This is a genomic window from Variovorax sp. P4_B10 (assembly GCF_056402375.1).
Genome location: NZ_JBFUHN010000064.1, coordinates 1 through 22523 on the forward strand (window position 1 = coordinate 1; position 22523 = coordinate 22523).

The following is a 22523-nucleotide window of genomic DNA, read 5'->3' on the forward strand; positions in this document are numbered from 1 at the left end:
GCGGCCTAGGGCCGCATGCCTCCTCCTTTATTTCGCTGCGCAGAGCACACCATCGGCGTGATCGCTCAGAGCACTGGTTGATCGGCCGCAAACCCACAGCGTGCCCTCGTGCGCAGGGCACCGGGTGCTCCCCGCAGCGAAACAAAGGAGGAGAGGCGGAAGCCGAAGCGGGGGACATTCGCGGAGGGGAGCACCCGGTGGCCTGTGCACGCRCCCTGAACAAATCGCCTAACGCTGCCCACTCGGCAGCAGCAGATGCTTCGCCCCGATGTGCGCCTCCATCTCGTGCATGTGCGCCTCGGCATCGACCATGTGCTCGGTCATCAGCCGGCGCACTTCATCGGCATCCTCCTTGCGATACGCCGCCAGCAGTTGCGTGTGATAGTCGACGTTGGTCTCGCCGAAGTGATGGTGGTCCAGCGCCTTCTTGTAGACCACGAGGTCACGCAGCAGGTCGTTGAGAAACCGGCACATGAACGACAGCACGGGGTTGGGGCAGCTCTCCGCCAGCATCGTGTGAAACGCCAGCTCGGCTTCGCGCTGCATGCGCAGTTCGTCCTCGTTGGTCGGCTCGATGGTGCAGAGCCGGACGTTTTCTTCCAGCCGCTCGAACTGCTCGGGCGTCAGCTTGCCGACCACGCTCACCGCCAGCTCGGGTTCCAGCGCCTTGCGCAGCTGGTAGATGTGATGTCCGTCCAGATGGTGGAAGTGCAGGAAGTTGCGCAGCGGCTCCGATGCATGGTCCACCGACACCTGCTGCAGGTACGCGCCGCCACCGGGGCCGGTGCGGATGGAGATCAGTCCGCGCACTTCCAGCGCCTTCAGCGCCTCGCGCACGGTGCTCTTCGAATAGCCGAAGAGCTCGATCAGCTCTTTCTCGTTCGGTAGCCGGTCGCCGGGCTGCTTGCGCTCGGCCACGATCCAACGCTTGACGTCCTCGACGATGACGTCCGAGAGCTTCTGCCGCTTAGGACGGTTCTCTCCCACTCTCATTGAAACGCTCCATGCCCATCGGGAGATGCGCGGAATGCGCAACAGCGCGCGATCTTAAACGGCGTCATCGGCGGGGGCTGGTCGGTTATGGGCACAAGGCTTGCTAGAGGGTTTTTACCAGCATATTAATCCTATTTATCCGCTTAAATTCGCCAGCGCTCGCAGGCACCACCTTCCCCTTACATCCACACACGACCGGAGAACCCCATGCAACGCAGACACCTTCTTCAGCTGGCCGCCCTGTCGGCCGCACCCGCATCGCTCCTGGCCGGCCGCGCCGCTTTCGCCCAGTCCGCCGACGCCATCCGCTTCGGCTGCCCGGTGCCCATGTCGGGCGCGTTCGCCGCCAACGGCAAGTTCGCCGACCTGGGCATGAAGCTGGCCATCGAGCAGTACGGCAGCGTGCTGAAGCGTCCGCTGGCCTACACGGTACTCGACACCGAAGGCAAGCCGGCCACCGCCGTGCGCAAGGTGCAGGAAGCCTCGCAGCAGCAGGGAGCGAAGTTCTTCGCGGGCGGCATCCTGTCGTCGGAAGCGCTGGCCATGGGCAAGGAGGCCGAGAAGGCCGGCGGCCTGTTCATTACCACCGCGGGCGCGGACGAGATCACCGGCAAGGACTGCAATCCCGCCACCTTCCGCTGGTCGGTGCCCACCTTCGGCGCCGTCGAGCAGACGGTGCGTCCGCTGATCGCCTCGATGCCGAAGGCCAAGCGCTGGTACACGATCACGCCGCAGTACGTGTTCGGCGAAGGCCTCCTCGGCGCGGCCAAGAACATCTTCCAGGAGAAGGGCATCGAGCACGTGGGCAACAGCTACCACTCGCTCAACGAGAAGGAGTTCAGCGGCTACCTCACCAACGCGATGGCGGCCAAGCCCGACGTGCTGCTGCTGCTGAACTTCGGTGCGCAGTCGTCGGCCGCGCTGCGGCAGGCGGTCAGCTTCGGCATGCACAAGAACATGACGATCCTCATTGCCTGGGCCTCGGGGCTGGAGCAGTTCGATGAACTGGGCGCAGACCTGTGCGAGGACGTCTACTTCGGCGCGCAGTACTGGCACACGGCCGACACCACCCTCAACAAGGACCTGGTGAAGCGCACGGCCGACAAGCTCAAGATCGTGCCCAACTACAGCCTCGCGGGCTCGTACGTGTGCACCAAGATCCTGATCGACGGCATCATCAAGGCCGGCACCGTGGACCCGAAGGCGGTGATCGCGGCGCTCGAAGGCATGAAGTACGACGGGCTCACGGGCACGGAAGAAATCCGCAAGGCCGATCACCAGGTCATCAAGGACTACTACCTGCTCAAGGGCAAGGCCAAGTCGAAGATGAAGAACCCGGCGGACTTCGTCGATGTCGTGAGTTCCGGCAAGTCCTTCCTCCCCATCGACAAGACCGGCTGCAAATTGGGCTAACCCCCAGGCTTGCCCACTGCGTGTGGCCTCCACCCCCCTTGCAGGGGGCAACACCTGCGGCCCGGCAAAGCCGGTTCCGCGGTGTTCCTGGAAGGGAGGAGGGCCGCGCCACCACTACTCACCCCTATGACCGTCTACCTGCTCCAGACCATCAACGGAATCGGCATCGGCATGCTGTATTTCCTGCTGGCCGTTGGCTTGTCCATCGTGTTCGGCCTGCTGCGCTTCGTGAACTTCGCGCACGGCGCTTTCTATCTGCTGGGCGCCTACCTGTGCTTCCAGGCCATGCAGTGGGGGCTCGACTTCTGGGCCGCACTGGTGCTCGTGCCGCTGTGCGTCGGCGCGCTGGGCTGGCTGGCGGAGAAGCTGCTGCTGCGCCGCGTCTACGCCAAGGCGCATGAGTTCCACATCCTCGTGACAGTGGGCCTTGCGCTCGCGGTGCAGGAAATCGTCATCGTGTTCTGGGGGCCGCTCGGTAACAGCGTGCCGACGCCGGACCTGCTGCAGGGCGTGGTCATGTGGGGCGCGTTCGTCTATCCCAAGTACCGGCTGTTCGTGATCGGCTTCACTGCGGTACTCGCAGTGCTCCTGTGGTGGGTGCTCGAAGGCACGCGCCTGGGCAGCGCAGTGCGTGCGGGCAGCGAATCGACCGAGATGGTGTCGCTGCTCGGCATCAATGTGTTCCGCGTGTTCAGCCTGGTGTTCGCGCTGGGTGCGGCCACGGCGGCGTTGGCCGGTGTGCTGGCTGCGCCGATCCGAGGGGCGGAGCCCTTCATGGGCGTCGAGGCACTCAGTGTCGCTTTCGTTGTGGTGGTGATCGGCGGCCTGGGCAGCTTCGGCGGCGCGCTCGTCGGCGGCCTGCTGATCGGCATCGTGCAGAGCCTCATGAGCACCATCTGGCCGCCGGGGGCGAGCCTGATGATCTACGTCGCGATGGGAGCAGTGTTGCTGCTGCGCCCGCATGGCCTGCTCGGCCGCAGAGGATGAACCACGCCATGCCAAGAAAAATCACTTTCCTCCTGGCGCTGATCGTCGCGCTGGGCCTGCCGCTGGTGCTGCGCTCGGGCTCGCTCGCGAGCGAGGTGCTGATCTATGCGCTCGCCGCGCTGGGCTGCAACCTGCTGCTGGGCTACACCGGGCTGCTGTCGTTCGGGCAGGGCATCTTCTTCGGGCTGGGCAGCTACACGATCGCCATCCTCCTCACGCGCCTGCAGCTGCCAATGCCGCTCGCGCTGCTCGCCGCCATTGCCATGGGCGCATTGGGCGCGGCGGTGGTCGGCTGGGTCGCCATCCGCCAGCGCGGCACCTACTTCGTGATGCTCACGCTGGCCTTCGCGCAGATGTTCTATTTCGTGGCCTACACCGCCTCCGGACTCACGGGTGGCGACAACGGGCTGCTCGACGTGCCGCGTCCGGCCTTCATGGACACGCCCTGGAAGTACTACGCCTTCGTGGCCGTGGTCTTCCTGATCGCATTCGGCCTGCTGCTGCGGGTGACCGATTCGATCTTCGGCCGCACGCTGCTGGCCATTCGCGACAACGAGGACCGCGCTGCGGCCGTCGGCTACAACCTCAAGCGCTTCAAGCTGCTGGCCTTCGTGATCTCGGGCGCCGTCACCGGGCTTGCGGGTGGGCTGCACGCGATGATGACCGGCATCGCGCCGCTGTCGAACGCCGAGTACCACACGAGCGAAATGATCCTGGTCATCACCGTGATCGGCGGCACCGGCAACCTGTTCGCCTCGGTGCTGGGCTCGGCCTTCTATGTGCTTCTGGCCGACTGGCTTTCCACGCTGTGGCCGCGGTGGCTGCTGTTGCTGGGGCTCTTGCTGATCGGCGTGAGCATCGGCATGCAGCGCGGCCTCTGGGGACTGGGCGAGAGCGCATGGCGGCGCGTGTTCCGCAAGACACCGGCGCCCGCCTCGGTCGCACCTGAAGCGCAGGGAGAAAAAGCATGACGCAACCCGTACTGATCGAAGCCATCGGCGTCACCAAGCACTACGGCAAGTTCGCCGCGCTCGGCGGCGTGGACCTGAAGATCCTGCCCAACACGGTGCACTCGGTGATCGGCCCGAACGGCGCCGGCAAGACCACGCTCTTCCACATGCTCACAGGCACCGGCACCACCACGGGCGGCCGCATCCTGTTCGACGGCCACGACGTGACGCAAGAGCCCGACTACAAGCGTGTGCAACGCGGCATGGCGCGCTCGTTCCAGGTCACGAGCCTGTTCGCGAGCCTGTCGGTGCGCGAGAACCTGCGCGTCGCGGCGCAGGGCATCGCACCGCGCCAGGCCATGAACTGCTGGCGCGCGCCGGTCGGCGAGCGCGCCTGCGCCGAGACGGTGGCCGAAGTGCTGGCGCGCGTTGGCCTCGAACGGCTCGCAGACACAGCCGCCAGCGTGCTTTCGCACGGCCAGCAGCGCCGCCTCGAAGTGGGCATGGCATTGGCAGCGAAACCCAAGGCCATCTTTCTCGATGAGCCGACCTCGGGCATGGGCATCGACGACCTCGACGACATGAAGCGTCTCATCCGCAGCCTGCGCGACGCGCACACCGTGGTACTGATCGAGCACAACATGAACATCGTGATGGACATCTCCGACACCGTGACTGTGATGCAGCTGGGCCGCGTGCTGGCCGAAGGATTGCCCGGCGACATCCGTTCCGATGCGCGCGTGCGCTCGGCCTACCTCGGCAACATGATCACCGGGGGCAAGGCATGAGCGCCGCGCCGGGCCGCCCCAAGCAAGCTCGCACCGCAGTGCGAAGCACGGAGGTACCTCTATGAGCAAGAACATCCTCGAAGTCGAAGCGCTCCACGCGCACTACGGCAAGAGCCATGTGCTGCAGAGCATCTCGATGACCGTGGGCGAGGCCGAGCTCGTCACGCTGCTGGGCCGCAATGGCGCGGGCAAGTCGACCACGCTCAAGAGCATTGCCGGCGCGGTCACGCCCACCAGCGGCCGCGTGCGCTTCCAGGGCGCCGACGTGGCAGGAATGCCGCCGCACCGCATCGCCACGCGCGGCGTGTGCCTGGTGCCCGAGCACCGCGGCATCTTCAAGCTGCTGACGGTCGAAGAAAACCTGCTGCTCGGCCAGCGGCGCGATTCGCCCTGGCAGCTCGAAGACATCTACCGCATCTTTCCGCGGCTGAAGGAGCGGCGGCGCAACGGCGGCGGCCAGCTCTCGGGCGGCGAGCAGCAGATGCTGGCGATCGGCCGCGCGCTGATGAACCATCCGCGCCTGTTGATCCTCGACGAACCCGTCGAAGGCCTTGCGCCCGTGATCGTCGAAGAGATCGTCGCCCAGCTGAAGACCATCAAGGCCGCGGGTGTCGCCATCCTGCTGGTCGAGCAGAACCTCGAGGTGTGCGTGCAGCTTGCCGACCGCCACTACATCGTGGAACAGGGCGTCATCGTGCACGAGGCCGGCAACGCCGCCTTCGTGGCCGACCACGAAGTGAAAGACCGCTACCTCGGCGTGGGTCTTGCTTGAACGCGCTCGTCTTCCAGACCTCATTCGAAAAAAAATCATGAACACACTGAACAAACTTTCTCCTGCGCCCGGCGTGCGTGCACTCCGCATCGACGGCCAGCGCCTCTGGGATTCGCTGATGCAGCTGGCCCAGGTCGGCGCCACCGAGAAGGGCGGCGTCTGCCGTCTCGCGCTGACCGACCTCGACCGCCAGGGCCGCGACCTGTTCACGCGCTGGGCGCGCGAAGCCGGCTGCGAAGTGCGCGTGGATGCCATCGGCAACATCTTTGCCCGCCGCGCCGGCCGCAACAACGCGCTGCCGCCGGTGACCACCGGCAGCCACATCGACACGCAGCCCACGGGCGGCAAGTTCGACGGCAACTACGGCGTGCTCGCCGGACTGGAGGTGATCCGTGCGCTCAACGACGCCAAGGTCGTGACCGAGGCGCCGCTGGAAGTGGCGGTGTGGACCAACGAGGAAGGCTCGCGCTTCGTGCCGGTGATGATGGGCTCGGGTGTCTTCGCCGGCGCCTTCACGCTCGAACATGCGCTGGCGCAGCGCGACAACGCCGGCGTCAGCGTGGCGGAAGCGCTCACCGCCATCGGCTATGCGGGCACCGCGGTGCCTCTGGCGACTGCATCGCCCGTGGGTGCGTACTTCGAAGCCCACATCGAACAGGGCCCGGTGCTCGAAGCCAACGAGCGCGTGATCGGCGTGGTCGAAGGCGCGCTCGGCCAGCGCTGGTACGACGTGGTGGTGCAGGGCATGGAAGCGCATGCCGGCCCCACGCCGATGGAACTGCGCAAGGACGCGCTGCTGGCGGCTTCCGAGCTCGTGATCGAGGTCAATCGCATCGCGCTGGCGCATGCGCCGCATGCGCGCGGCACGGTTGGCTGGATCGACAACTACCCGAATTCGCGCAACGTGATCCCGGGCCGGGTCAAGCTCAGCGTCGACCTGCGCGCGGCGGACGACACGGTGCTGTTGGCCATGGACGCCGCACTGAAAGAAGCGGTGCAGCGCATCGCCAGCAAAGGCAAGGTCGAGACGACGGTGGAGCAGGTGGTGTACTTCCAGCCCCAGCCTTTCACGCCCACGCTGGTGTCGGCCGTGCGTGAAGCGGCGCAAGCGCAGGGCCTGACCTGGATGAACGTGATCAGCGGCGCGGGCCACGATGCGGTGTACCTCGCCCGTGTGTGCCCCACGGCGATGATCTTCGTGCCTTGCCTCGACGGCATCAGCCACAACGAGATCGAGGACGCACAGCCCGATCATCTCGAGGCCGGCTGCAACGTGCTGTTGCAGGCGATGGTGCAGAGCGCGGGAGTTGCAGCATGAAGGCGGCGCTCCGGAACATCGGCCTTCGCTTCCTCGCTGCAGGCATCGCGGTGGCAGCCACTGCCGTTGCGGCCGCAGAACCCCCCATCCTGGTGGGCCAGTCCGCCGTGCTGACCGGGCCGCTCACGCCCAACAGTCTGGCGTTCATGGAAGGCCAGACGCTGTTCTTCGATCAGTTGAACAAGGCCGGCGGCGTCGGCGGGCGGCCGGTCAAGGTGATCACCTATGACGATGCCTATGTGGCGGAGAAGGCCGCAGCCAACGCGGAGAAGCTGCTCGGCACCGACCGCGTCGTCTGCCTCTTCGGCGCCATGGGCACGGGCATCGGTGCGGCCATGGTGCCCGTCGCGACCAAGTACGACAGCTTCATCTTCGGCGGACTGACCGGCGCGGCGGTGCTGCGCGGGCCGAAGGTGCCGATCTATCACATGCGCGAGTCGTATGCCGACGAAGTCCGGCGCGTGATGACCCACCTGACGACCATCGGCGTGACGCGCATCGCCATCGTCTCGAGCGACGACGCCTACGGCAAGGGCATCGAGAAGGACGCGGTGGAGGCGCTCGAGAAGAACAAGCATCCGGCCCTCCTGACGCTGCGCTTCAATCCCAAGGACACGGATCTTTCCGCCACCGCGCAACAGGTCACCGCGAGCGGGGCGCAGGCGGTCTACGTCATTGCGGCGGGCATGCCGGCGATCAACATCATCCGCGCGCTGGTGGCCGCGCCGGTGCATCCGCAGATCTACACGAACTCGGTGGCGAGTTCCTTCCTGCTGTACAAGGAGCTCGGCGAGCGCAGCCGCGGCATTGTGCTGTCGCAGGTGGTGCCGCCGTTCTGGAAGACCCGGTTCCCGATCGTCGACGAGTACCAGCGCGCGATCAAGAGCGCGGGCAAGAGCGGCGACGGCTCCTACCTCGGCCTCGAGGGCTACATCACGGCCAAGGCCTTTGCGGAAGCGCTGCAGCGCGTCAAGGGGCCGATCACCACCGAGTCGCTCAAGCGCAGTATCGAGAACTCGCCGCCCATGAACCTGAACGGCTTCCAGATCGCGTTCCGGCCCGACAACCGCAACGGCTCGAGTTTTGGCGACATCACGATGCTGGGAAGCGGCGGAAAGTTTGCGCAATGAAGGTACTGATCGCACGACTCAACCACGAGACCAACACCTTCTCGCCGGTGCCAACGCCGCTCGCGGCCTTCGGGCCTGACGGGCCTACCTACGGCGAGCAGGCTTACAAGGACAACAAGGGCATGCGCACCGCGATGTCGGCCTTCATCGACCTGGCCGAGCAGGCCGGTGCGACGCTGGTCACGCCGGTGTCGGCCTCGGCCAATCCGAGTGGGCCGGTCGATGCGCTGGCCTACACCACGCTGACCCAATGCATCGTCGATGCGGCACCGGGTTGCGATGCGATCCTGCTCGACCTGCACGGCGCCATGGTGGCGCAGAACAGCGTGGACGGCGAGGGCGACCTGCTTGTGCGGCTGCGCGCAGCGGCGCCCGGCGTGCCCATCGGCGTGGCGCTCGACCTGCATGCCAACGTCACGCCCGCGATGGTCAGCAACGCGGACGTGATCGTCGGTTTCAAGACCTACCCGCACATCGACATGTACGAGACCGGCGCGCATGCCGGCCGCCTGCTGTTCGACCTGCTGGCCGGGCGCAGCAAGCCGGCGATGCGCTGGCACCCGCTGCCGTTGATGGCGCACACGCTGCGCAGCGCCTCGTTCACCGGCGCGATGCAGCGGGCCATCGAGGCGGCGCGCGAAGCCGAGAAGTCCGAGTCGCTCGCGGTCTCGATCTTTGCCGGCTTCTCGCTGTCGGACATCGAGGCGCCGTGCATGAGCGTGGTGGTGGTCGACGCGCAATCGCCCGAGCGTGCGCAGGCCACGGCCGATCGCATCGCCGCGCAGATGTGGGACGAACGCGAAGCCTTCATCTACCGCAGCGAGCCGCTGGCCCGGTCGATTGAGCGCGCCAAGCTGATCGCCGAGGGGGCCACGCGCCCGGTGCTGCTGCTCGACCACGGCGACAACTGCATGTCGGGCGGCAGCTGCGACACCATGGACGTGCTGCAGGAGGCGCTGGCGCAGGGGCTGCACGGCATCGGTGTCGGGCCCTTGTGCGATCCCGAGGCGGTGGCCGAACTGATCGCCGCGGGCGAGGGCGCCGAAGTGACGGTCGCGCTCGGCAACAAGGTCTCGCTGGAAGGCATCGGGCTGAAGAAGACGCCGGTGCGGCTGACCGGCACCGTGCGCTCCATCGGCGATGGCGAGTACGTGATCACCGGTCCCACCTACACCGGCCAGCGCAGCAGCATGGGCCGCACGGTGCTGTTCGACATCGGCGCAGCGCGCATCGTGGTCACCGAGCGCACGCAGGAGCCGTGGGACATCGGCGTCTTCGAATGCGCGGGGCTCGATCCGCACAAGGAGCGCTTTCTGCTGCTCAAGTCGCGCATGTACTGCCGGCCGGTGTTCGAGCCGATTTCGGCCGCACTGGTGGAATGCGACAGCCCAGGTGTCACCAGTTCGAATTACAGCCTGTTCCCGTTCAGCAAGGTGCGGCGCCCGGTCTTTCCGCTCGACCTGGTTTGAGGGGGGCGAATCTCACTACCATCGCTTCCCAAAAAGGAAACTCACCGTGAAGCGATCCCTGCTGATGACCGCCGCTCTGCTGGCCCTGTCGTGCGTCCTCCCGGCGCAGGCGCAAACCCTGAACTGCAACCGCGACTTCGCGCAGAAGGGGGACTCCAAGTTCACCATCCTGCAGAAGTGCGGCGAGCCGGTGTTCAAGGACAGTTCCTGTGCCAGGCCTGACGCGAATCCGGAAGTGATCGTGACGCCCGAATCTTCGGGCGGCAGCAAGACGGTGATCGTCAACAACAACCGCTGCGACCAGACCGAGGAGTGGACCTACCGGCCGGGCTCGGGCCAGTTCGAGACCATGCTGCTGTTCCAGAACGGCGCGCTCAAGAGCATCCGCTACGGCAGCCGCATTCCATAACCTGCCACGTCATCGACGCCAGGCGCGTGCGACGCGACCATTCCTTCACCCCGCGATGTTGCGGGTCGACACTCGAAAGGAATCGTCACCATGAACACCGCCGCACACGATGCCGCCGCCATTGCCCAACGCTACATCGCCGTCTGGAACGAAACCGACGCCGCGCGCCGCGCCGAACTGATCGAATCCGGCTGGACCGCCGATGCGCACTACGTCGACCCCATTGCGCAGGCCAGCGGCCGCGAGCAGATCAGCGCGCTGGTTGGCGCGGTGCACCAGCGCTATCCGGGCTTCCGCTTCAACCTGTTCGGCAAAGCCGAAGCGCATGGCGACAACCTGCGTTTTTCGTGGACGCTGGGGCCGAGCGGCGCGGAGGACCTGATCCAGGGCACCGACTTCGCTCGCCTCGACGCGGGCAAGCTGAGCTCCGTAACCGGCTTCCTCGACAAGGTGCCGGTCGGCGCTTGAAGGAAAGCTGAATGTCGGCCGCTCAGTCGGGCGCGCCAGTGGGCCGGCCGCGCCAGAGCTTGCGGTAGACCGTCGCCCGGCTGATGCCGAGCGTACGCGCGGCTTCCGCCACGTTGCCGCGGGCGTCGGCCACCGCCTTGCGGATCAGCGCGGTTTCCACGTCGCGCAGCCGGGGCTGTGCATCGGATGTTGCATCGGGCTTGCCATTGCCGCCGCGCTGGGGCTTGACCTGCACCCGCAGGCCCGACCACAGCGGCACCTCGAGCGCCGCATCGCCGCGCCGGGCGGCATCGAACATCATGTGCAGCGGCAGCGCGAACAGGTCGTTGAAGTGCAATGCATGCTGGCCGCGTGCCAGGGGCTGGTGCAGCATCTGCCGCGCGGCGGCGTTGGCGCCCGTGACATCGCCGTTGGCGTCGATGCACACCAGGCCCTCGGTGGCCTCGCTGCTCGGAGTGCCGGGCCAAGCCAGGTGCAGCCGCAGCTCGCAGGGGTCCTGCAAGACCAGCAGGTTCTCGATGCTGCGTGCCGAAAGGGTGGCCAGGTGGCGCAATTCGGGCCGCTCCACCGTCTGCACGCCGCTCAGGTCGAGCATGCCGATGCAGTCGCCCCGGGGTCCGAAGAGCGGTGCGCCGGCACAGCTGTAGATGCTGGTGTCGTCGAAGAAATGCTCGCCGCGGTGCAGCCACACCGATTCCTGCTCGGCCAGCGCGGTGCTGATGGCGGAGGTGCCGATCGCGCGTTCCGACAGATCGACGCCGATGCGGCCGATGTCGCGGGCATAGCGGCTGGCGGTGTCGGTGCCGTCGGGCAGCGCGCCCACGTCGATCACGATGCCGTCGGCATCGGTCAGGATCGCGAAATAGCGGGTGTCGGCGATGGCGCGGGAGAGCCGGGCGATCACCGGCCTGGCCGCCGAAACCAGCGCCCGGTTGCGCTCGGCCACGTCGCGGATGGTCGACTGGCTCACCGGATCGAAGCTCACGCGCTGCTGTGGGCGCCTGCCGGCCTCGATGCAGCGCTGCCAGGAGCGGGTGATCCAGGGGTCCAGGCGGGGAGCGTTCCGGGCGCGCGCGGCATCGCCGTGGAGCAGCTCGCGCCGGGCTTGGGCAATGGCCAGGGAGCGCTCGGGGAGAGGCGAAACGATCGAGGAAGTCATCGCATGAATTCGCGCGGGTGGGGCGGCTTTTCCTGGCTCACCGGACGGCAAGTTGTTTCATTTTGAGAATTTCGCAAGCACTGTGCAAGTGTCGAGGGTTTTGCCTAGGATAGTGCGGATAAGCGGCATCCAAGATGCTTCAGCCGAATCAGCCATCACCTTTCACGGAGACAGCCACATGCAGGTAGCTTTCAAGGTCAACGGCCGCCAAGTCACGGTCGACGCACCGCCAAACACCTTCCTTGTGCACGCGATCCGCGAGCACCTCCACCTCACCGGAACCCACGTCGGCTGCGACACCGCCCAGTGCGGCGCCTGCACCGTCCATGTGAACGGCCGGGCGGTCAAGTCATGCAACGTGCTGGTCGCCCAGGCGGCCGGCGCCGACATCACCACCATCGAGGGCATTGCCGAAGCCGACGGCACCATGCACCCCATGCAGGCGGCCTTCAAGGAGTGCCACGGCCTGCAGTGCGGGTTCTGCACGCCCGGCATGGTCATGAGCGCCATCGACCTGTGCACGCACCACCCCAAATCGAGCGAATCCGAGATCCGCGAGCTGCTCGACGGCAACCTGTGCCGCTGCACGGGCTACCAGAACATCGTGAAGGCCGTGAAGATGGGCGGCGAGGCCATGGCTTCGGGTACCCCGGTCAAGACCACCGTCGCGGCCTGAAGGAGCAGCATCATGGGTGCTTCCGATTTCTCGAATCTGCCCCACATCGGCGAAGCCCTGCGGCGCAAGGAAGACTATCGCTTCCTGACCGGCGCCGGCAACTACACCGACGACATCACGCTGGCCAACCAGAGCCATGCGGTCTTCGTGCGCTCGCCGCACGCCCATGCCGCCATCAAGTCGATCGACATTGCCGAGGCGCTCAAGATGCCCGGCGTGGTCGGCATCTTCAGCGGCAAAGACATCGAGGGAAAGATGGGCGGGCTGCCCTGCGGCTGGCTCATCAACAACCCCGACGGTACTCCCATGAAGGAGCCGATGCACCCGATCCTCGCGATCAAGAAGGTGCGCTACGTGGGTGACCATGTCGCGATGGTGGTGGCCGAGACGGTGGAGCAGGCCAAGAACGCCGCCGAGGCCGTGGTGGTCGACTACGACGTGCTGCCCGCGCTCGTGAGCGTGGCCGATGCGGCCAGGAAGGCCAGCGGCGTCACCCTGCACGACGAGGCGCCCGACAACCAGTGCTACAAGTGGGCGCTCGGCGACAAGGCCGCGGTCGACGCGGTGTTTGCCAATGCCGCGCACGTCACCCAGCTCGACCTGGTCAACAACCGGCTGATTCCGAATCCGATCGAGCCGCGCGTGGCCATCGGCAGCTACAGCCGCGGTACCGACGACTACACGCTGTATGTGTCGAACCAGAATCCGCACGTCGAACGCCTGCTGATGACGGCCTTCGTGCTGGGCCTGCCCGAGCACAAGGTGCGCGTGATCGCGCCCGATGTGGGGGGCGGCTTCGGCTCCAAGATCTTCCTGTATGCCGAAGACGTGTGCCTCACCTGGGCCGCCAAGCAGCTCAACCGCAACATCAAGTGGACGGCGGAACGCTCCGAGTGCTTCCTGTCGGACGCGCACGGCCGCGACCACGTGAGCCACGCCGAGATGGCGATGGACAAGGACGGAAAGTTCCTCGCGCTGCGGGTGCACACCGACGCCAACCTCGGCGCCTACCTGTCGACCTTCTCGACCGCGGTGCCCACCATCCTCTACGCCACGCTGCTCGCGGGCCAGTACACCACGCCGCAGATCTACGTCGAGGTCGATGCCTGGTTCACCAACACCGCGCCGGTCGATGCCTACCGCGGCGCAGGGCGGCCCGAGGCCACCTACCTGCTGGAGCGCCTCGTGTCGCGCTGCGCCTGGGAAATGAAGCTGGGCCAGGACGAGATCCGCAAGCGCAACTTCATCTCCACCTTCCCGTACCAGACGCCGGTGGCGCTGCAGTACGACACCGGCGACTTCCATGCCTGCATGGACAAGGCCCGGGTGTTGGCCGATGTCGACGGCTACGCACAGCGCAAGGCAGCCACCGAAGCCCAGGGCAAGCTGCGCGGCATCGGCTACTCGAGCTACATCGAGGCCTGCGGCATCGCGCCGTCGAACATCGCGGGGGCGCTCGGTGCGCGGGCCGGTCTTTTCGAGTGCGGCGAAATCCGCGTGCACCCGACCGGCAGCGTGACGGTGTTCACCGGCTCGCACAGCCATGGCCAGGGGCACGAAACCACCTTCGCCCAGGTCGTGGCGGCGCGGCTGGGCATTCCGGTCGACAACGTCGATGTGGTTCACGGCGACACCGGCCGTGTGCCCTTCGGCATGGGCACCTACGGTTCGCGCTCGATCTCGGTCGGCGGCGCGGCCATCATGAAGGCGCTCGACAAGATCGAAACCAAGGCCAAGAAGATCGCTGCGCACCTGATGGAGGCGAGCGACGCCGACATCGAGTTCGCGAACGGCGAGTTCACGGTCAAGGGCACCGACAAGAAGATCCCGTTCGGCCAGGTGGCGCTCACGGCCTACGTGCCGCACAACTACCCGCTCGACAAGCTCGAGCCGGGCCTGAACGAAACCGCCTTCTACGACCCCACCAACTTCACCTTCCCGGGCGGCACCTACATCTGCGAGGTCGAGGTCGACAAGCAGACCGGCGAAGTCAAGATCGACCGCTTCACCGCGGTGGACGACTTCGGCACCATCATCAACCCGATGATCGTCGAGGGCCAGGTGCACGGCGGGCTGGTGCAGGGCATCGGCCAGGCGCTGCTGGAAAACTGCGTCTACGACAACGAAACCGGCCAGCTGCTCACCGGCAGCTTCATGGACTACGCCATGCCGCGCGCCGGCGACTTCCCGCAGTTCAAGCTCGACACCGTGTGCACCCCGTGCACCCACAACCCGCTCGGCACCAAGGGCTGCGGCGAGGCCGGCGCCATCGGCTCGCCGCCGGCCGTGATCAACGCCGTGCTCGACGCGCTGGCGCCGCTGGGCGTCAAGGATTTCGACATGCCTGCCTCGCCCAGCCGCGTCTGGGAAGCGATGCAGGCCGCCGCCACCCCCTAAAACAAAGAAGGAACCACAACATGTACGCCTTCACACTCGAACGGCCAACCACCGTGGCCGATGCGGCCAAACTCGTCGCCGCGGGCGCCAAGCCGCTGGCCGGCGGCCAGACACTGCTCGCCTCCATGAAGCTCAGGCTCTCCGCGCCCGAGCAGCTGGTGGACCTGAGCGGCATCAAGGAACTCACCGGCATCAAGAAGGATGGCGGCACGATCACCGTCGGCGCGATGTCGCGGCACCTCGACGTGGCGAACAACGCCGACGTGAAAGCTTCATTCCCGGCGCTGGCCGACCTGGCAGCGCGCATCGGCGACCGGCAGGTGCGCGCGATGGGCACCATCGGCGGCTCGGTGGCCAACAACGATCCGGCGGCGTGCTATCCGAGCGCGGTGCTGGGCTCCGGTGCGACCGTGATCACTTCGAAGCGCGAAATCGCCGCCGACGATTTCTTCCTGGGCCTGTTCACCACCGCGCTGGAAGAAGACGAGTTGATCACCGCGATCCGCTTTCCGATTCCGAAGCGCGCCGTGTACGAGAAGCTGCGCCAGAAGGCATCGAACTTCCCGCTCGTCGGCGTGTTTCTCGCGCAGTACGACAGCGGCGTGCGGGTCGCCATCACCGGCGCGGGCAATGGCGTGTTTCGCCATGCCGGGCTCGAGGATGCGCTCAACAAGAGCTTCACCGCGGCAGCCGCTGCGGCCGTGAAGATCGATGCGAGCGAACTGAACAGCGACCTGCATGCTTCGGCCGCGTACCGCGCCAACCTGATCAGCGTTCTGACCCAGCGCGCCGTCACCAAAGCGCTGGGCTAGAAAGCCAGCGCCGTCGCCCGCACGTCGGAAGGCACGAAACCCTCGCGCCTTCCGCTACGCTTCGCCATGATCTTCCCGACCATCGATTCCCTCTCCGAAGGTTTGGTGCAGGCCGGCTACTTCGCCGACCGCCGCCTGGCCACGGCCGTGTTCCTTGCGCTCAAGCTGCAGCGCCCGCTGCTGCTCGAAGGCGAACCCGGCGTCGGCAAGACCGAGTTGGCCAAGGCGCTGTCGAAGGCGCTCAACCGCGAGCTGCTGCGCCTGCAGTGCTACGACGGCCTGGAGCAGCGCGAGGCGCTCTACGAATGGAACTACGCCGCACAGCTGCTGCACATGCGTGCGGCCGAGGCCACCGGCGCGGCGCGCGATGTGGAAGCTGAGGTCTACCAGCCGCACTACCTGATCCGCCGGCCGCTCCTGCAGGCTCTGCAGACGCCCGCGCCCGGCGCCGTGCTGCTGATCGACGAGGTCGACCGCGCCGACGAGCCCTTCGAGGCCTTCCTGCTCGAATACCTCGGCGAGTACCAGGTCAGCATTCCCGAACTCGGCACCGTGCGTGCCGTCGTGCCGCCAGTCACCATCCTCACGAGCAACCGCACGCGCGAACTCAACGACGCGGTCAAGCGGCGCTGCCTGTACCACTGGCTCGACTACCCCGAGCGCGAGCGCGAGCTGGCGATCGTGCGCGCCCAGGTGCCGCAGGCCGGCGAGAAGCTCTCGGCCCAGGTGGCCGCCTTCGTCGCGCGGCTGCGCGATGCGCCTTTCGTCAACGCCTTCCAGCGCGCGCCCGGCATTGCCGAAAGCGTCGAATGGGCGAGGGCGCTGATTGCGCTCGACACCGTCGAGCTCGACCCCGAAGTGGTGGTCGATACCGCCGGCATCCTGTTCAAGCAACGCGACGACGTGGCGGCGCTGACGCGCGAGCTGGCGTCGGACCTGCTGAAACCCGAGGAGCCGGTTGCGCCCTGAGCGCGGCCGAGGCCGCCCCGCATGACCGGCATCCAGCAACTCGGCGACGTACGCAGCGGCAAGCTGGCCGGAAACATCACGGCCTTTGGCCGCGCGCTGCGCCGCGCCGGCGTGCGCACCGATGCCATGCGCATCGCGCTCGCCGCCGAAGCGGTCACGCTGGTGGGTGTGGAAAACAAGCTCGACCTGGGCGCCGCGATGGAAGCCGTCATGGTGAGCCGCGAGCAGGACCGCATGGTGTTCCGCGAACTCTTCGATGCCTGGTTCCGCGACCCCGAGCTGGCCAACAAGCTGCTCGCGCAGATGCTGCCGAGCGCCGAAGGCAAGGCCGAGCCCTCGAAGCGGCGGCCGCGCGTGCGCGAGGCGCTCACCGCGCCGCGCGATCCGTCCAGGCCGGCGGTGGCTGCCAAGCCCGACAAGGAGGTCGAGTTCGATGCCGCGATGACGTCGAGCGACCGCCAGCGCCTGCAGCATGCGGACTTCAACGCGCTCGGCGCGTCCGAGTACCGGCTGGTCGAGCGGCTCGCGCGCGATGTCACGCTGCCGGTTCCCTCGCTGCCGTCGCGCCGCCTGCGCGTGGCGAACGACGCGGGCCAGCAGCATGCGCGCATGCACTGGCCCGGCGTGCTGCACGAGGCTGCGCGCACCGGCGGCGAAATCCTGCGCCTGCCGAGGCTGGCCCGGCGCGAGCAGCCGCTGCCGTTGCTGGTGCTGGTCGACGTGTCGGGCTCCATGGAGCGCTATGCACGGCTGTTGCTGGCGTTTCTGCATGCATCCACCCGGCGAGCCGGGCGGCGCGACGTGTTTGCCTTCGGCACCCGTCTGACCGACCTGACGCCGGCCTTCCGGCTGGCCGACACCGACACCATGCTGGGCGCGGCCAGCCTCGCCATCGACGATTTCGCGGGCGGCACCCGGCTCGGCAGTTCGCTGACCGAGCTGCGGCGCTTGCACGCACGCCGCCTGACGGGCCGCCGCACGCTGGTGCTGGTGATCAGCGACGGCCTCGATACCGGGGAGCCCGCGCTGCTGGAAAACGAGCTGCTGTGGCTCAAGCGCCATTCGCGCCGGCTGCTGTGGCTCAACCCGCTGCTGCGCTTCGAGGGCTACGCCCCTCTGGCGCGTGGGGCCACCGTGCTGCACCGCCATGCGGACGCGATGCTGGCGGTCCACAATCTCAGTGCCCTCGAACAACTGGCCGCCAGCCTGGCCGCCCTCATGCGGTCTGGCCGCTAGGGCCCCCGGAAGAAAAAAGGAAGACCCACCATGGAAATGCTCGGAAACCGCCGCCTCGGCGTCACCCAACAACAGGCCTGGGAGGCGCTCAACGATCCCGAGACGCTCAAGAAGTGCATTCCCGGCTGCGACAAGTTCGAGCTCACGGGCGACAACCAGTACAGCGTGGCGCTTGCGGTCAAGATCGGCCCGGTGTCGGCCAAGTTCAACGGCAAGGTGGTGTTGTCGGACATCGTCGCGCCCGATGGCTACAAGCTCACCTTCGAGGGGCAGGGCGGCGTGGCAGGCTTCGCCAAGGGATCGTCGAGCGTCACGCTCAAGCCGGTGGCTGGTGTCGTTGACGCGGCGCCCGTGCCGCCGGCAGCCGATGGCGTGGAAGCCGCGGTAGAAGCCGTCCCGGCCGACGCCGCGCCGTCGCCCGCCGGCTGCGAACTCGACTACACCGTGCAGGCCCAGGTCGGCGGCAAGATCGCCCAGCTGGGCCAGCGCCTGATCGACGGCGCCGCCAAGTCGACCGCCGACGATTTCTTCAAGCGCTTCGAGGCCGAGATGCAGAGCCGCTACGGGCCGCCGCCCGCTATTGCCGCCGAAACGGCCGCCGAGGCCCCCGCAGAGAAGACCGGCGTCATGTCCGGCCTCATGAAGAAGATCGGCCTCGGCAAGAAGGACGACAAGGAAGCGTCCGCCGCACCGGGCGACGCGGGCTGAAGACGGATCACGCCATGGAAAATCTCGACGTCATGGTGCTGCGCACGCTGCGCGACTGGCGGCGTGCCGGCAAACGCGCGCTGCTGACGACAGTGGTGCGCACCTGGGGCTCGTCGCCACGCCCGGTCGGCTCGATCATGGCGCTGGCGGACGACGGCGCGGTGGTGGGCTCGGTCTCCGGTGGCTGCATCGAGGACGACCTGATCGCGCGCTACAGCCACGCACACGGCAACGGCGAGGACGTGCCCCTGGGGGCGCCGCCCGCGCTCGTGAAGTACGGCATCACGGCCGACGAGGCGCACCGCTTCGGGCTGCCTTGCGGCGGCACGCTGGAGCTGCTGCTCGAATACGACCCCGACGCCGCCTCGCTCGACACGCTGGTGGCCGAGCTCGAAAAAGGCCGGCTGATGCAGCGCACGGTGACGCTCGCAACCGGCGCCGTACGGCTCGCCGAAGCCACTGCGCCCGACGCGCTCAAGGTGGACGGCACCGAGCTCACCAACACCTTCGGCCCCGAGTACCGCATGTTGCTGATCGGCGCCGGGCAGCTGGCCGAGTACCTCGCGACCATGGCCAAGTTCAGCGGCTTCGCCGTGACGCTGTGCGACCCGCGCGCCGAGTACCGTACCGCCTGGTCCCTGACGGGCGTGACGATCACCACCGAGATGCCCGACGACGCGGTGCTGGCCTTCAAGCCCGACCGCCGCAGCTGCGTGGTGGCGCTCACGCACGATCCCAAGCTCGACGACCTCGCGCTGCTCGAGGCGCTGCAGAGCGAGGCCTTCTACGTGGGCGCCATCGGCTCGCGCCGCAATGCCGATGCGCGGCGCGACCGCATGATCGAGCACTTCGACCAGACGGCCGAATCGCTCGCGCGCCTGCGCGGCCCCATCGGCATCTACATCGGCAGCAAGACGCCGCCCGAGATCGCGGTGAGCGTGATGGCCGAGATTCTTGCGGTGAAGAACGCGGTGACGCTGCCGCGCGAAGTGGAAGTGGCGCGCGCCAAGGGCATGCAGCAGCTCGCGATGAGCTGAATCGCCGGCTTCGCTTTCGTTGCTCAGCCCGACTTCGCCTGGGGCGGCACGTCGCCACCCTTTTGCCGTTCGCGGAACAGCGCGGCGCGCATCAGGAAGATGGTGGTGATCGGCGCGGTGAGCGCGATGAACAGCACGATCAGGATCGCGTGCAGGAACAGGCTGTACCCCTGCACCGAGAAGTAGACGATGGTGGCGATGGTCATGCACCACACCCCCACCGTGGCGCCCAGCGTGGGCGAATGGATGCGGCGGAAGAAGGTGGGCAGCCGCACGAGGCCGAAGGAGCCGATGGCCGCGAAGGCCGCGCCCAGTACGGCGAATACGGCGGTAACGATCTCGGCCCACAGCGGCAGCGGCCCCACGATGAAATCGTTCATTCGATCACCTCCCCGCGCAGCAGGAACTTGGCCATGGCCGTCGAGCCCACGAAGCCGAACAGCGCGATCAGCATCGCGGCCTCGAAGTACACGTTGCTCGCATAGACGATGCCGAGCACCAGCATCATCAGCATGCCGTTGATGTAGAGGCAGTCGAGCGCCATCACGCGGTCTTGCGCGGACGGTCCGATCAAGAGCCGCGAGAGCGCGCAGAGCATGGCCACTGCAAGCAGGAAGAGTGCGAACTTGAGGGCCCAGAAAAGGATCGGCGTCATGATTCGAAGATCTCCATCAGCGGGCGTTCGTAGCGCGTCTTGATCATGGCGACGAAGGCGGCCTCGTCGTCCAGGTCGAACACGTGGATCAGCAGCATGCTGCGGTCGAATGCCACTTCGCCCCAGGCGGTGCCGGGCGTGAGGCACATGACCATGGCGAGCACCGCGAGCCCGTTGGGGTCGCGCATCTCGAGCGGGATCTGCACGAACTTCGAGGCGATGCGCGAGGTGCGGCGCGTCAGCAGCAGCCGCGCCACGTCGCAGGCCGACTTCAGCATGTCGTAGGTCACGGCGAAGGACAGCCGCAACGCGACGCCGGGCCTGCGCATGCGCACGGTGGCCGGGCGCAGGCCCTTGGTCAGCAGCGGCACGGCAACGGCCAGCGCCGCAGCCGAAGCCAGCGTGGCCGCTTCGAGCGACTGGTTGAGCAGCAGCCAGACGATGAAGAGCGCGAACGACAGCGGCGGGGAGGGAATCCAGCGCTTCATGGGGCTGTTCCCTTCACTGGCATCCTGGCCGGAGCGACCACCGGGTTGGGCACCTGCGTGGCGCCCATCACGGCGTTGCGGTAGGCCTCGGGTGCCTTCAGTCCGTCGGCGGTGGCCTGTGCGTGTTGCATCACGGGCCCGGCCCAGACGGTCAGTGCCACGCAGGCCGCGAGCAGCGCTGCCACGGGCAACACCTCGAGTGCGGGCAGCGAGGGCATGGTGGGGTGGGGCTGGGTCCAGAAGTGGCGGATGCCGGTGCGGCTCAGCGCGATCAGCGAGAGGAAGCCCGAAACGATCAGCAGCACCAGGAAGGTCCATGCGGCCGTCGTGATGCCCTTGTCGTCGAGCACGCCCGAGAGCATCGCGAACTTGCCGATGAAGCCCGAGAGCGGCGGCAGGCCCGCGAGCAGCAAGGTGCAGCCCATGAAACTCAGTCCCAGGAAAGCCACGCCGGCGGGAATTGCGCGGCCGTAGAGCGCCTGCGCTTCGTCGTCGAGGTTCACGTCGTCGAGCACGCGCAGGTCTTCCGCGAGGAAAGGCGCATTGCCCGCCGCCTCGTGCGGTGCGACGCTCATGCCGGCGTTGCGCCAGCGTTCGATCATGTCGGTCAGCAGGAAGAAGGCGCTGACCGCGAGCGTGGAACTCAGCAGGTAGTAGAGCGCGCCCGCCCACACGGCCGGTTGCCCGAGGCCGACGGCCGTCAGCAATGTGCCGGCCGACACCAGCACGCTGAAGCCCGCGAGGTTCGACAGCCGTTGCGTGCCGACGATGCCGATGGCGCCGACGAACAGCGTCGCGAGCCCGATGCCGATCAGTGCGGCCTGCCCGAACGCCGCCGAATCGCCGGTGTCGGGCGCGAAGAGCACGGTCCACAGCCGCAGCACGGTGTAGATGCCGAGCTTGGTCAGCAGCGCGAACACGGCGCCCACGGGCGACACCGCCGCGCTGTAGGCCGGTACCAGCCAGAAGTTGAGTGGCCACGCGCCCGCCTTGGCGAAAAACGCCGTGGCGAGGATGGCCGCAGCCGCATGCACCAGGCCGCGGTCGCCCGGCGCCAGTTCGGCAATGCGCACGCCGAGGTCGGCCATGTTGAGCGTGCCGGTCACGCCGTAGAGGATGGCCGCGCCGATCAGGAACAGCGACGAGGCCGCGAGGTTGATCGCGATGTAGTGCAGCCCGGCCTGTACCCGCAGGCGGCCCGAGCCGTGCAGCAGCAGGCCGTAGGAGGCCGCGAGCATCACCTCGAAGAAGACGAACAGGTTGAACAGGTCGCCCGTGAGGAAGGCGCCGTTGAGGCCCATGAGCTGCAGCTGCAGCAGCGGATGGAAGTGCACGCCCGCGCGGTCCCAGCGGGAGGTGGAATAGATCGAGGCGGCGAAAGCGATCACGCCGGTGAGTGCGACCATCAGGGTCGAGAGCCGGTCGGCCACCAGCACGATGCCGAAGGGCGCGCGCCAGTTGCCGGGCAGGTAGACGCCGATGGAGCCGGCGCCGCCGCCGGTGTCGGCCGCATTCACCCAGCGCAGCAGTGCGAGCGCGGCGAGCAGGCCGACGAGGCCCGAGATCACGCTCAGGGCCGACTTGGCGCGGCGGCGGTTCTCGCCCAGCAGCAGCATCAGCGCGGCGGTGAGCATCGGCACGAGGATCGGCACTGCCACGAGATGCGGCATGCTGAACTCGAGGAAGCGG

23 protein-coding genes are annotated in these 22523 nt (G+C 67.3%); 17 read left to right on the forward strand and 6 right to left on the reverse strand.

Translation table 11 applies throughout. The annotated features are described in order from the left end of the window. Window positions 1-228 precede the first annotated feature (228 nt). Window positions 229-993 carry a FadR/GntR family transcriptional regulator gene (locus AC1DXX_RS24520; protein ID WP_478136819.1) on the reverse strand — a complete coding sequence of 255 codons (765 nt, stop codon included), beginning with the start codon at window positions 991-993 and terminating at the stop codon, window positions 229-231. A 207-nt stretch (window positions 994-1200) separates the two neighbouring features. Here AC1DXX_RS24520 and AC1DXX_RS24525 point away from each other — a divergent pair, with 207 nt between their 5' ends. The 10 genes from AC1DXX_RS24525 (at window position 1201) to AC1DXX_RS24570 (ending at window position 10697) form a co-directional block, all read left to right on the forward strand. Next, window positions 1201-2406 carry an ABC transporter substrate-binding protein gene (locus tag AC1DXX_RS24525; RefSeq protein ID WP_478136820.1) on the forward strand — a complete coding sequence of 402 codons (1206 nt, stop codon included), beginning with the start codon at window positions 1201-1203 and terminating at the stop codon, window positions 2404-2406. Between the two features lie 126 nt (window positions 2407-2532). Further along, window positions 2533-3393, forward strand: coding sequence for a branched-chain amino acid ABC transporter permease (locus AC1DXX_RS24530; protein WP_478136821.1), 861 nt, complete (start codon window positions 2533-2535; stop codon window positions 3391-3393). A gap of 8 nt (window positions 3394-3401) precedes the next feature. After that, complete coding sequence (locus AC1DXX_RS24535; RefSeq protein ID WP_478136822.1) at window positions 3402-4364, forward strand: branched-chain amino acid ABC transporter permease; 963 nt, start codon at window positions 3402-3404, stop codon at window positions 4362-4364. Further along, on the forward strand, window positions 4361-5131 hold the full coding sequence (locus tag AC1DXX_RS24540; protein ID WP_478136823.1) for an ABC transporter ATP-binding protein: 771 nt from the start codon (window positions 4361-4363) through the stop codon (window positions 5129-5131). Before AC1DXX_RS24535 ends, AC1DXX_RS24540 begins: the two co-directional genes overlap by 4 nt. Before the next feature lie 61 nt (window positions 5132-5192). Further along, a complete protein-coding gene (locus AC1DXX_RS24545) occupies window positions 5193-5903 on the forward strand; it encodes an ABC transporter ATP-binding protein (RefSeq protein ID WP_478136824.1) in 711 nt (236 codons plus the stop codon). A 37-nt stretch (window positions 5904-5940) separates the two neighbouring features. Continuing rightward, complete coding sequence (locus AC1DXX_RS24550) at window positions 5941-7221, forward strand: Zn-dependent hydrolase (RefSeq protein WP_478136825.1); 1281 nt, start codon at window positions 5941-5943, stop codon at window positions 7219-7221. Then, entirely contained in the window at window positions 7218-8351 is a 1134-nt protein-coding gene (locus AC1DXX_RS24555; protein WP_478136826.1) for an ABC transporter substrate-binding protein, read from the forward strand. The genes AC1DXX_RS24550 and AC1DXX_RS24555 overlap by 4 nt, the downstream gene beginning before the upstream one ends. After that, a complete protein-coding gene (locus AC1DXX_RS24560) occupies window positions 8348-9820 on the forward strand; it encodes a M81 family metallopeptidase (protein WP_478136827.1) in 1473 nt (490 codons plus the stop codon). Before AC1DXX_RS24555 ends, AC1DXX_RS24560 begins: the two co-directional genes overlap by 4 nt. Before the next feature lie 46 nt (window positions 9821-9866). Then, complete coding sequence (locus AC1DXX_RS24565) at window positions 9867-10229, forward strand: DUF2845 domain-containing protein (protein WP_478136828.1); 363 nt, start codon at window positions 9867-9869, stop codon at window positions 10227-10229. Window positions 10230-10319: 90 nt separating this feature from the next. Next, window positions 10320-10697: a nuclear transport factor 2 family protein gene (locus AC1DXX_RS24570; RefSeq protein ID WP_478136829.1), complete on the forward strand. Its 378-nt coding sequence runs from the start codon at window positions 10320-10322 to the stop codon at window positions 10695-10697. Window positions 10698-10719: 22 nt separating this feature from the next. Here the strand turns inward: AC1DXX_RS24570 and AC1DXX_RS24575 are convergent, their stop codons facing one another. Beyond that, window positions 10720-11856 carry a helix-turn-helix domain-containing protein gene (locus AC1DXX_RS24575; protein WP_478136830.1) on the reverse strand — a complete coding sequence of 379 codons (1137 nt, stop codon included), beginning with the start codon at window positions 11854-11856 and terminating at the stop codon, window positions 10720-10722. Window positions 11857-12034: 178 nt separating this feature from the next. Between AC1DXX_RS24575 and AC1DXX_RS24580 the strand changes: the two genes are divergently transcribed. From AC1DXX_RS24580 to AC1DXX_RS24610, 7 genes are all read left to right on the forward strand, one after another. After that, window positions 12035-12532 carry a (2Fe-2S)-binding protein gene (locus AC1DXX_RS24580; protein ID WP_478136831.1) on the forward strand — a complete coding sequence of 166 codons (498 nt, stop codon included), beginning with the start codon at window positions 12035-12037 and terminating at the stop codon, window positions 12530-12532. A 12-nt stretch (window positions 12533-12544) separates the two neighbouring features. Further along, the gene (locus tag AC1DXX_RS24585; protein WP_478136832.1) at window positions 12545-14929 is read left to right on the forward strand and encodes a xanthine dehydrogenase family protein molybdopterin-binding subunit; all 2385 of its coding nucleotides are present in this window, start codon (window positions 12545-12547) and stop codon (window positions 14927-14929) included. 20 nt (window positions 14930-14949) lie between these two features. Next, window positions 14950-15741 carry an FAD binding domain-containing protein gene (locus AC1DXX_RS24590; protein ID WP_478136833.1) on the forward strand — a complete coding sequence of 264 codons (792 nt, stop codon included), beginning with the start codon at window positions 14950-14952 and terminating at the stop codon, window positions 15739-15741. A gap of 66 nt (window positions 15742-15807) precedes the next feature. Continuing rightward, window positions 15808-16710 (forward strand): AAA family ATPase, encoded by a 903-nt coding sequence (locus AC1DXX_RS24595; protein ID WP_478136834.1) that lies wholly within the window; start codon window positions 15808-15810, stop codon window positions 16708-16710. Window positions 16711-16731: 21 nt separating this feature from the next. Next, window positions 16732-17946, forward strand: coding sequence for a vWA domain-containing protein (locus AC1DXX_RS24600; RefSeq protein ID WP_478136835.1), 1215 nt, complete (start codon window positions 16732-16734; stop codon window positions 17944-17946). A gap of 30 nt (window positions 17947-17976) precedes the next feature. Continuing rightward, window positions 17977-18654: a CoxG family protein gene (locus tag AC1DXX_RS24605; RefSeq protein WP_478136836.1), complete on the forward strand. Its 678-nt coding sequence runs from the start codon at window positions 17977-17979 to the stop codon at window positions 18652-18654. Window positions 18655-18668: 14 nt separating this feature from the next. Continuing rightward, window positions 18669-19691 (forward strand): XdhC family protein, encoded by a 1023-nt coding sequence (locus tag AC1DXX_RS24610; protein WP_478136837.1) that lies wholly within the window; start codon window positions 18669-18671, stop codon window positions 19689-19691. Between the two features lie 23 nt (window positions 19692-19714). Here the strand turns inward: AC1DXX_RS24610 and mnhG are convergent, their stop codons facing one another. From mnhG to AC1DXX_RS24630, 4 genes are read right to left on the reverse strand one after another with little or no spacing between them, the layout of a single operon-like run. Further along, entirely contained in the window at window positions 19715-20071 is a 357-nt protein-coding gene (gene mnhG / locus AC1DXX_RS24615; protein ID WP_478136838.1) for a monovalent cation/H(+) antiporter subunit G, read from the reverse strand. Beyond that, window positions 20068-20346 (reverse strand): K+/H+ antiporter subunit F, encoded by a 279-nt coding sequence (locus tag AC1DXX_RS24620; RefSeq protein WP_007829342.1) that lies wholly within the window; start codon window positions 20344-20346, stop codon window positions 20068-20070. The genes mnhG and AC1DXX_RS24620 overlap by 4 nt, the downstream gene beginning before the upstream one ends. Further along, on the reverse strand, window positions 20343-20834 hold the full coding sequence (locus AC1DXX_RS24625; RefSeq protein ID WP_478136839.1) for a Na+/H+ antiporter subunit E: 492 nt from the start codon (window positions 20832-20834) through the stop codon (window positions 20343-20345). Before AC1DXX_RS24625 ends, AC1DXX_RS24620 begins: the two co-directional genes overlap by 4 nt. After that, entirely contained in the window at window positions 20831-22504 is a 1674-nt protein-coding gene (locus AC1DXX_RS24630) for a monovalent cation/H+ antiporter subunit D (protein ID WP_478136855.1), read from the reverse strand. The genes AC1DXX_RS24625 and AC1DXX_RS24630 overlap by 4 nt, the downstream gene beginning before the upstream one ends. Window positions 22505-22523: the final 19 nt, after the last annotated feature.

What these genes read in the sequence shown, in the direction of transcription:
- AC1DXX_RS24525 (WP_478136820.1), top strand. Translation starts at nt 1,201, where the DNA reads ATGCAACGCAGACACCTTCTTCAGCTGGCCGCCCTGTCGGCCGCACCC.
- AC1DXX_RS24530 (WP_478136821.1), top strand. Translation starts at nt 2,533, where the DNA reads ATGACCGTCTACCTGCTCCAGACCATCAACGGAATCGGCATCGGCATG.
- AC1DXX_RS24585 (WP_478136832.1), top strand. Translation starts at nt 12,545, where the DNA reads ATGGGTGCTTCCGATTTCTCGAATCTGCCCCACATCGGCGAAGCCCTG.
- mnhG (WP_478136838.1), bottom strand. Translation starts at nt 20,071, where the DNA reads ATGAACGATTTCATCGTGGGGCCGCTGCCGCTGTGGGCCGAGATCGTT.
- AC1DXX_RS24595 (WP_478136834.1), top strand. Translation starts at nt 15,808, where the DNA reads ATGATCTTCCCGACCATCGATTCCCTCTCCGAAGGTTTGGTGCAGGCC.
- AC1DXX_RS24590 (WP_478136833.1), top strand. Translation starts at nt 14,950, where the DNA reads ATGTACGCCTTCACACTCGAACGGCCAACCACCGTGGCCGATGCGGCC.
- AC1DXX_RS24555 (WP_478136826.1), top strand. Translation starts at nt 7,218, where the DNA reads ATGAAGGCGGCGCTCCGGAACATCGGCCTTCGCTTCCTCGCTGCAGGC.
- AC1DXX_RS24520 (WP_478136819.1), bottom strand. Translation starts at nt 993, where the DNA reads ATGAGAGTGGGAGAGAACCGTCCTAAGCGGCAGAAGCTCTCGGACGTC.
- AC1DXX_RS24535 (WP_478136822.1), top strand. Translation starts at nt 3,402, where the DNA reads ATGCCAAGAAAAATCACTTTCCTCCTGGCGCTGATCGTCGCGCTGGGC.
- AC1DXX_RS24610 (WP_478136837.1), top strand. Translation starts at nt 18,669, where the DNA reads ATGGAAAATCTCGACGTCATGGTGCTGCGCACGCTGCGCGACTGGCGG.
- AC1DXX_RS24575 (WP_478136830.1), bottom strand. Translation starts at nt 11,856, where the DNA reads ATGACTTCCTCGATCGTTTCGCCTCTCCCCGAGCGCTCCCTGGCCATT.
- AC1DXX_RS24620 (WP_007829342.1), bottom strand. Translation starts at nt 20,346, where the DNA reads ATGACGCCGATCCTTTTCTGGGCCCTCAAGTTCGCACTCTTCCTGCTT.
- AC1DXX_RS24550 (WP_478136825.1), top strand. Translation starts at nt 5,941, where the DNA reads ATGAACACACTGAACAAACTTTCTCCTGCGCCCGGCGTGCGTGCACTC.
- AC1DXX_RS24540 (WP_478136823.1), top strand. Translation starts at nt 4,361, where the DNA reads ATGACGCAACCCGTACTGATCGAAGCCATCGGCGTCACCAAGCACTAC.
- AC1DXX_RS24630 (WP_478136855.1), bottom strand. Translation starts at nt 22,504, where the DNA reads ATGCCGCATCTCGTGGCAGTGCCGATCCTCGTGCCGATGCTCACCGCC.
- AC1DXX_RS24600 (WP_478136835.1), top strand. Translation starts at nt 16,732, where the DNA reads ATGACCGGCATCCAGCAACTCGGCGACGTACGCAGCGGCAAGCTGGCC.
- AC1DXX_RS24580 (WP_478136831.1), top strand. Translation starts at nt 12,035, where the DNA reads ATGCAGGTAGCTTTCAAGGTCAACGGCCGCCAAGTCACGGTCGACGCA.
- AC1DXX_RS24625 (WP_478136839.1), bottom strand. Translation starts at nt 20,834, where the DNA reads ATGAAGCGCTGGATTCCCTCCCCGCCGCTGTCGTTCGCGCTCTTCATC.
- AC1DXX_RS24605 (WP_478136836.1), top strand. Translation starts at nt 17,977, where the DNA reads ATGGAAATGCTCGGAAACCGCCGCCTCGGCGTCACCCAACAACAGGCC.
- AC1DXX_RS24545 (WP_478136824.1), top strand. Translation starts at nt 5,193, where the DNA reads ATGAGCAAGAACATCCTCGAAGTCGAAGCGCTCCACGCGCACTACGGC.
- AC1DXX_RS24560 (WP_478136827.1), top strand. Translation starts at nt 8,348, where the DNA reads ATGAAGGTACTGATCGCACGACTCAACCACGAGACCAACACCTTCTCG.
- AC1DXX_RS24570 (WP_478136829.1), top strand. Translation starts at nt 10,320, where the DNA reads ATGAACACCGCCGCACACGATGCCGCCGCCATTGCCCAACGCTACATC.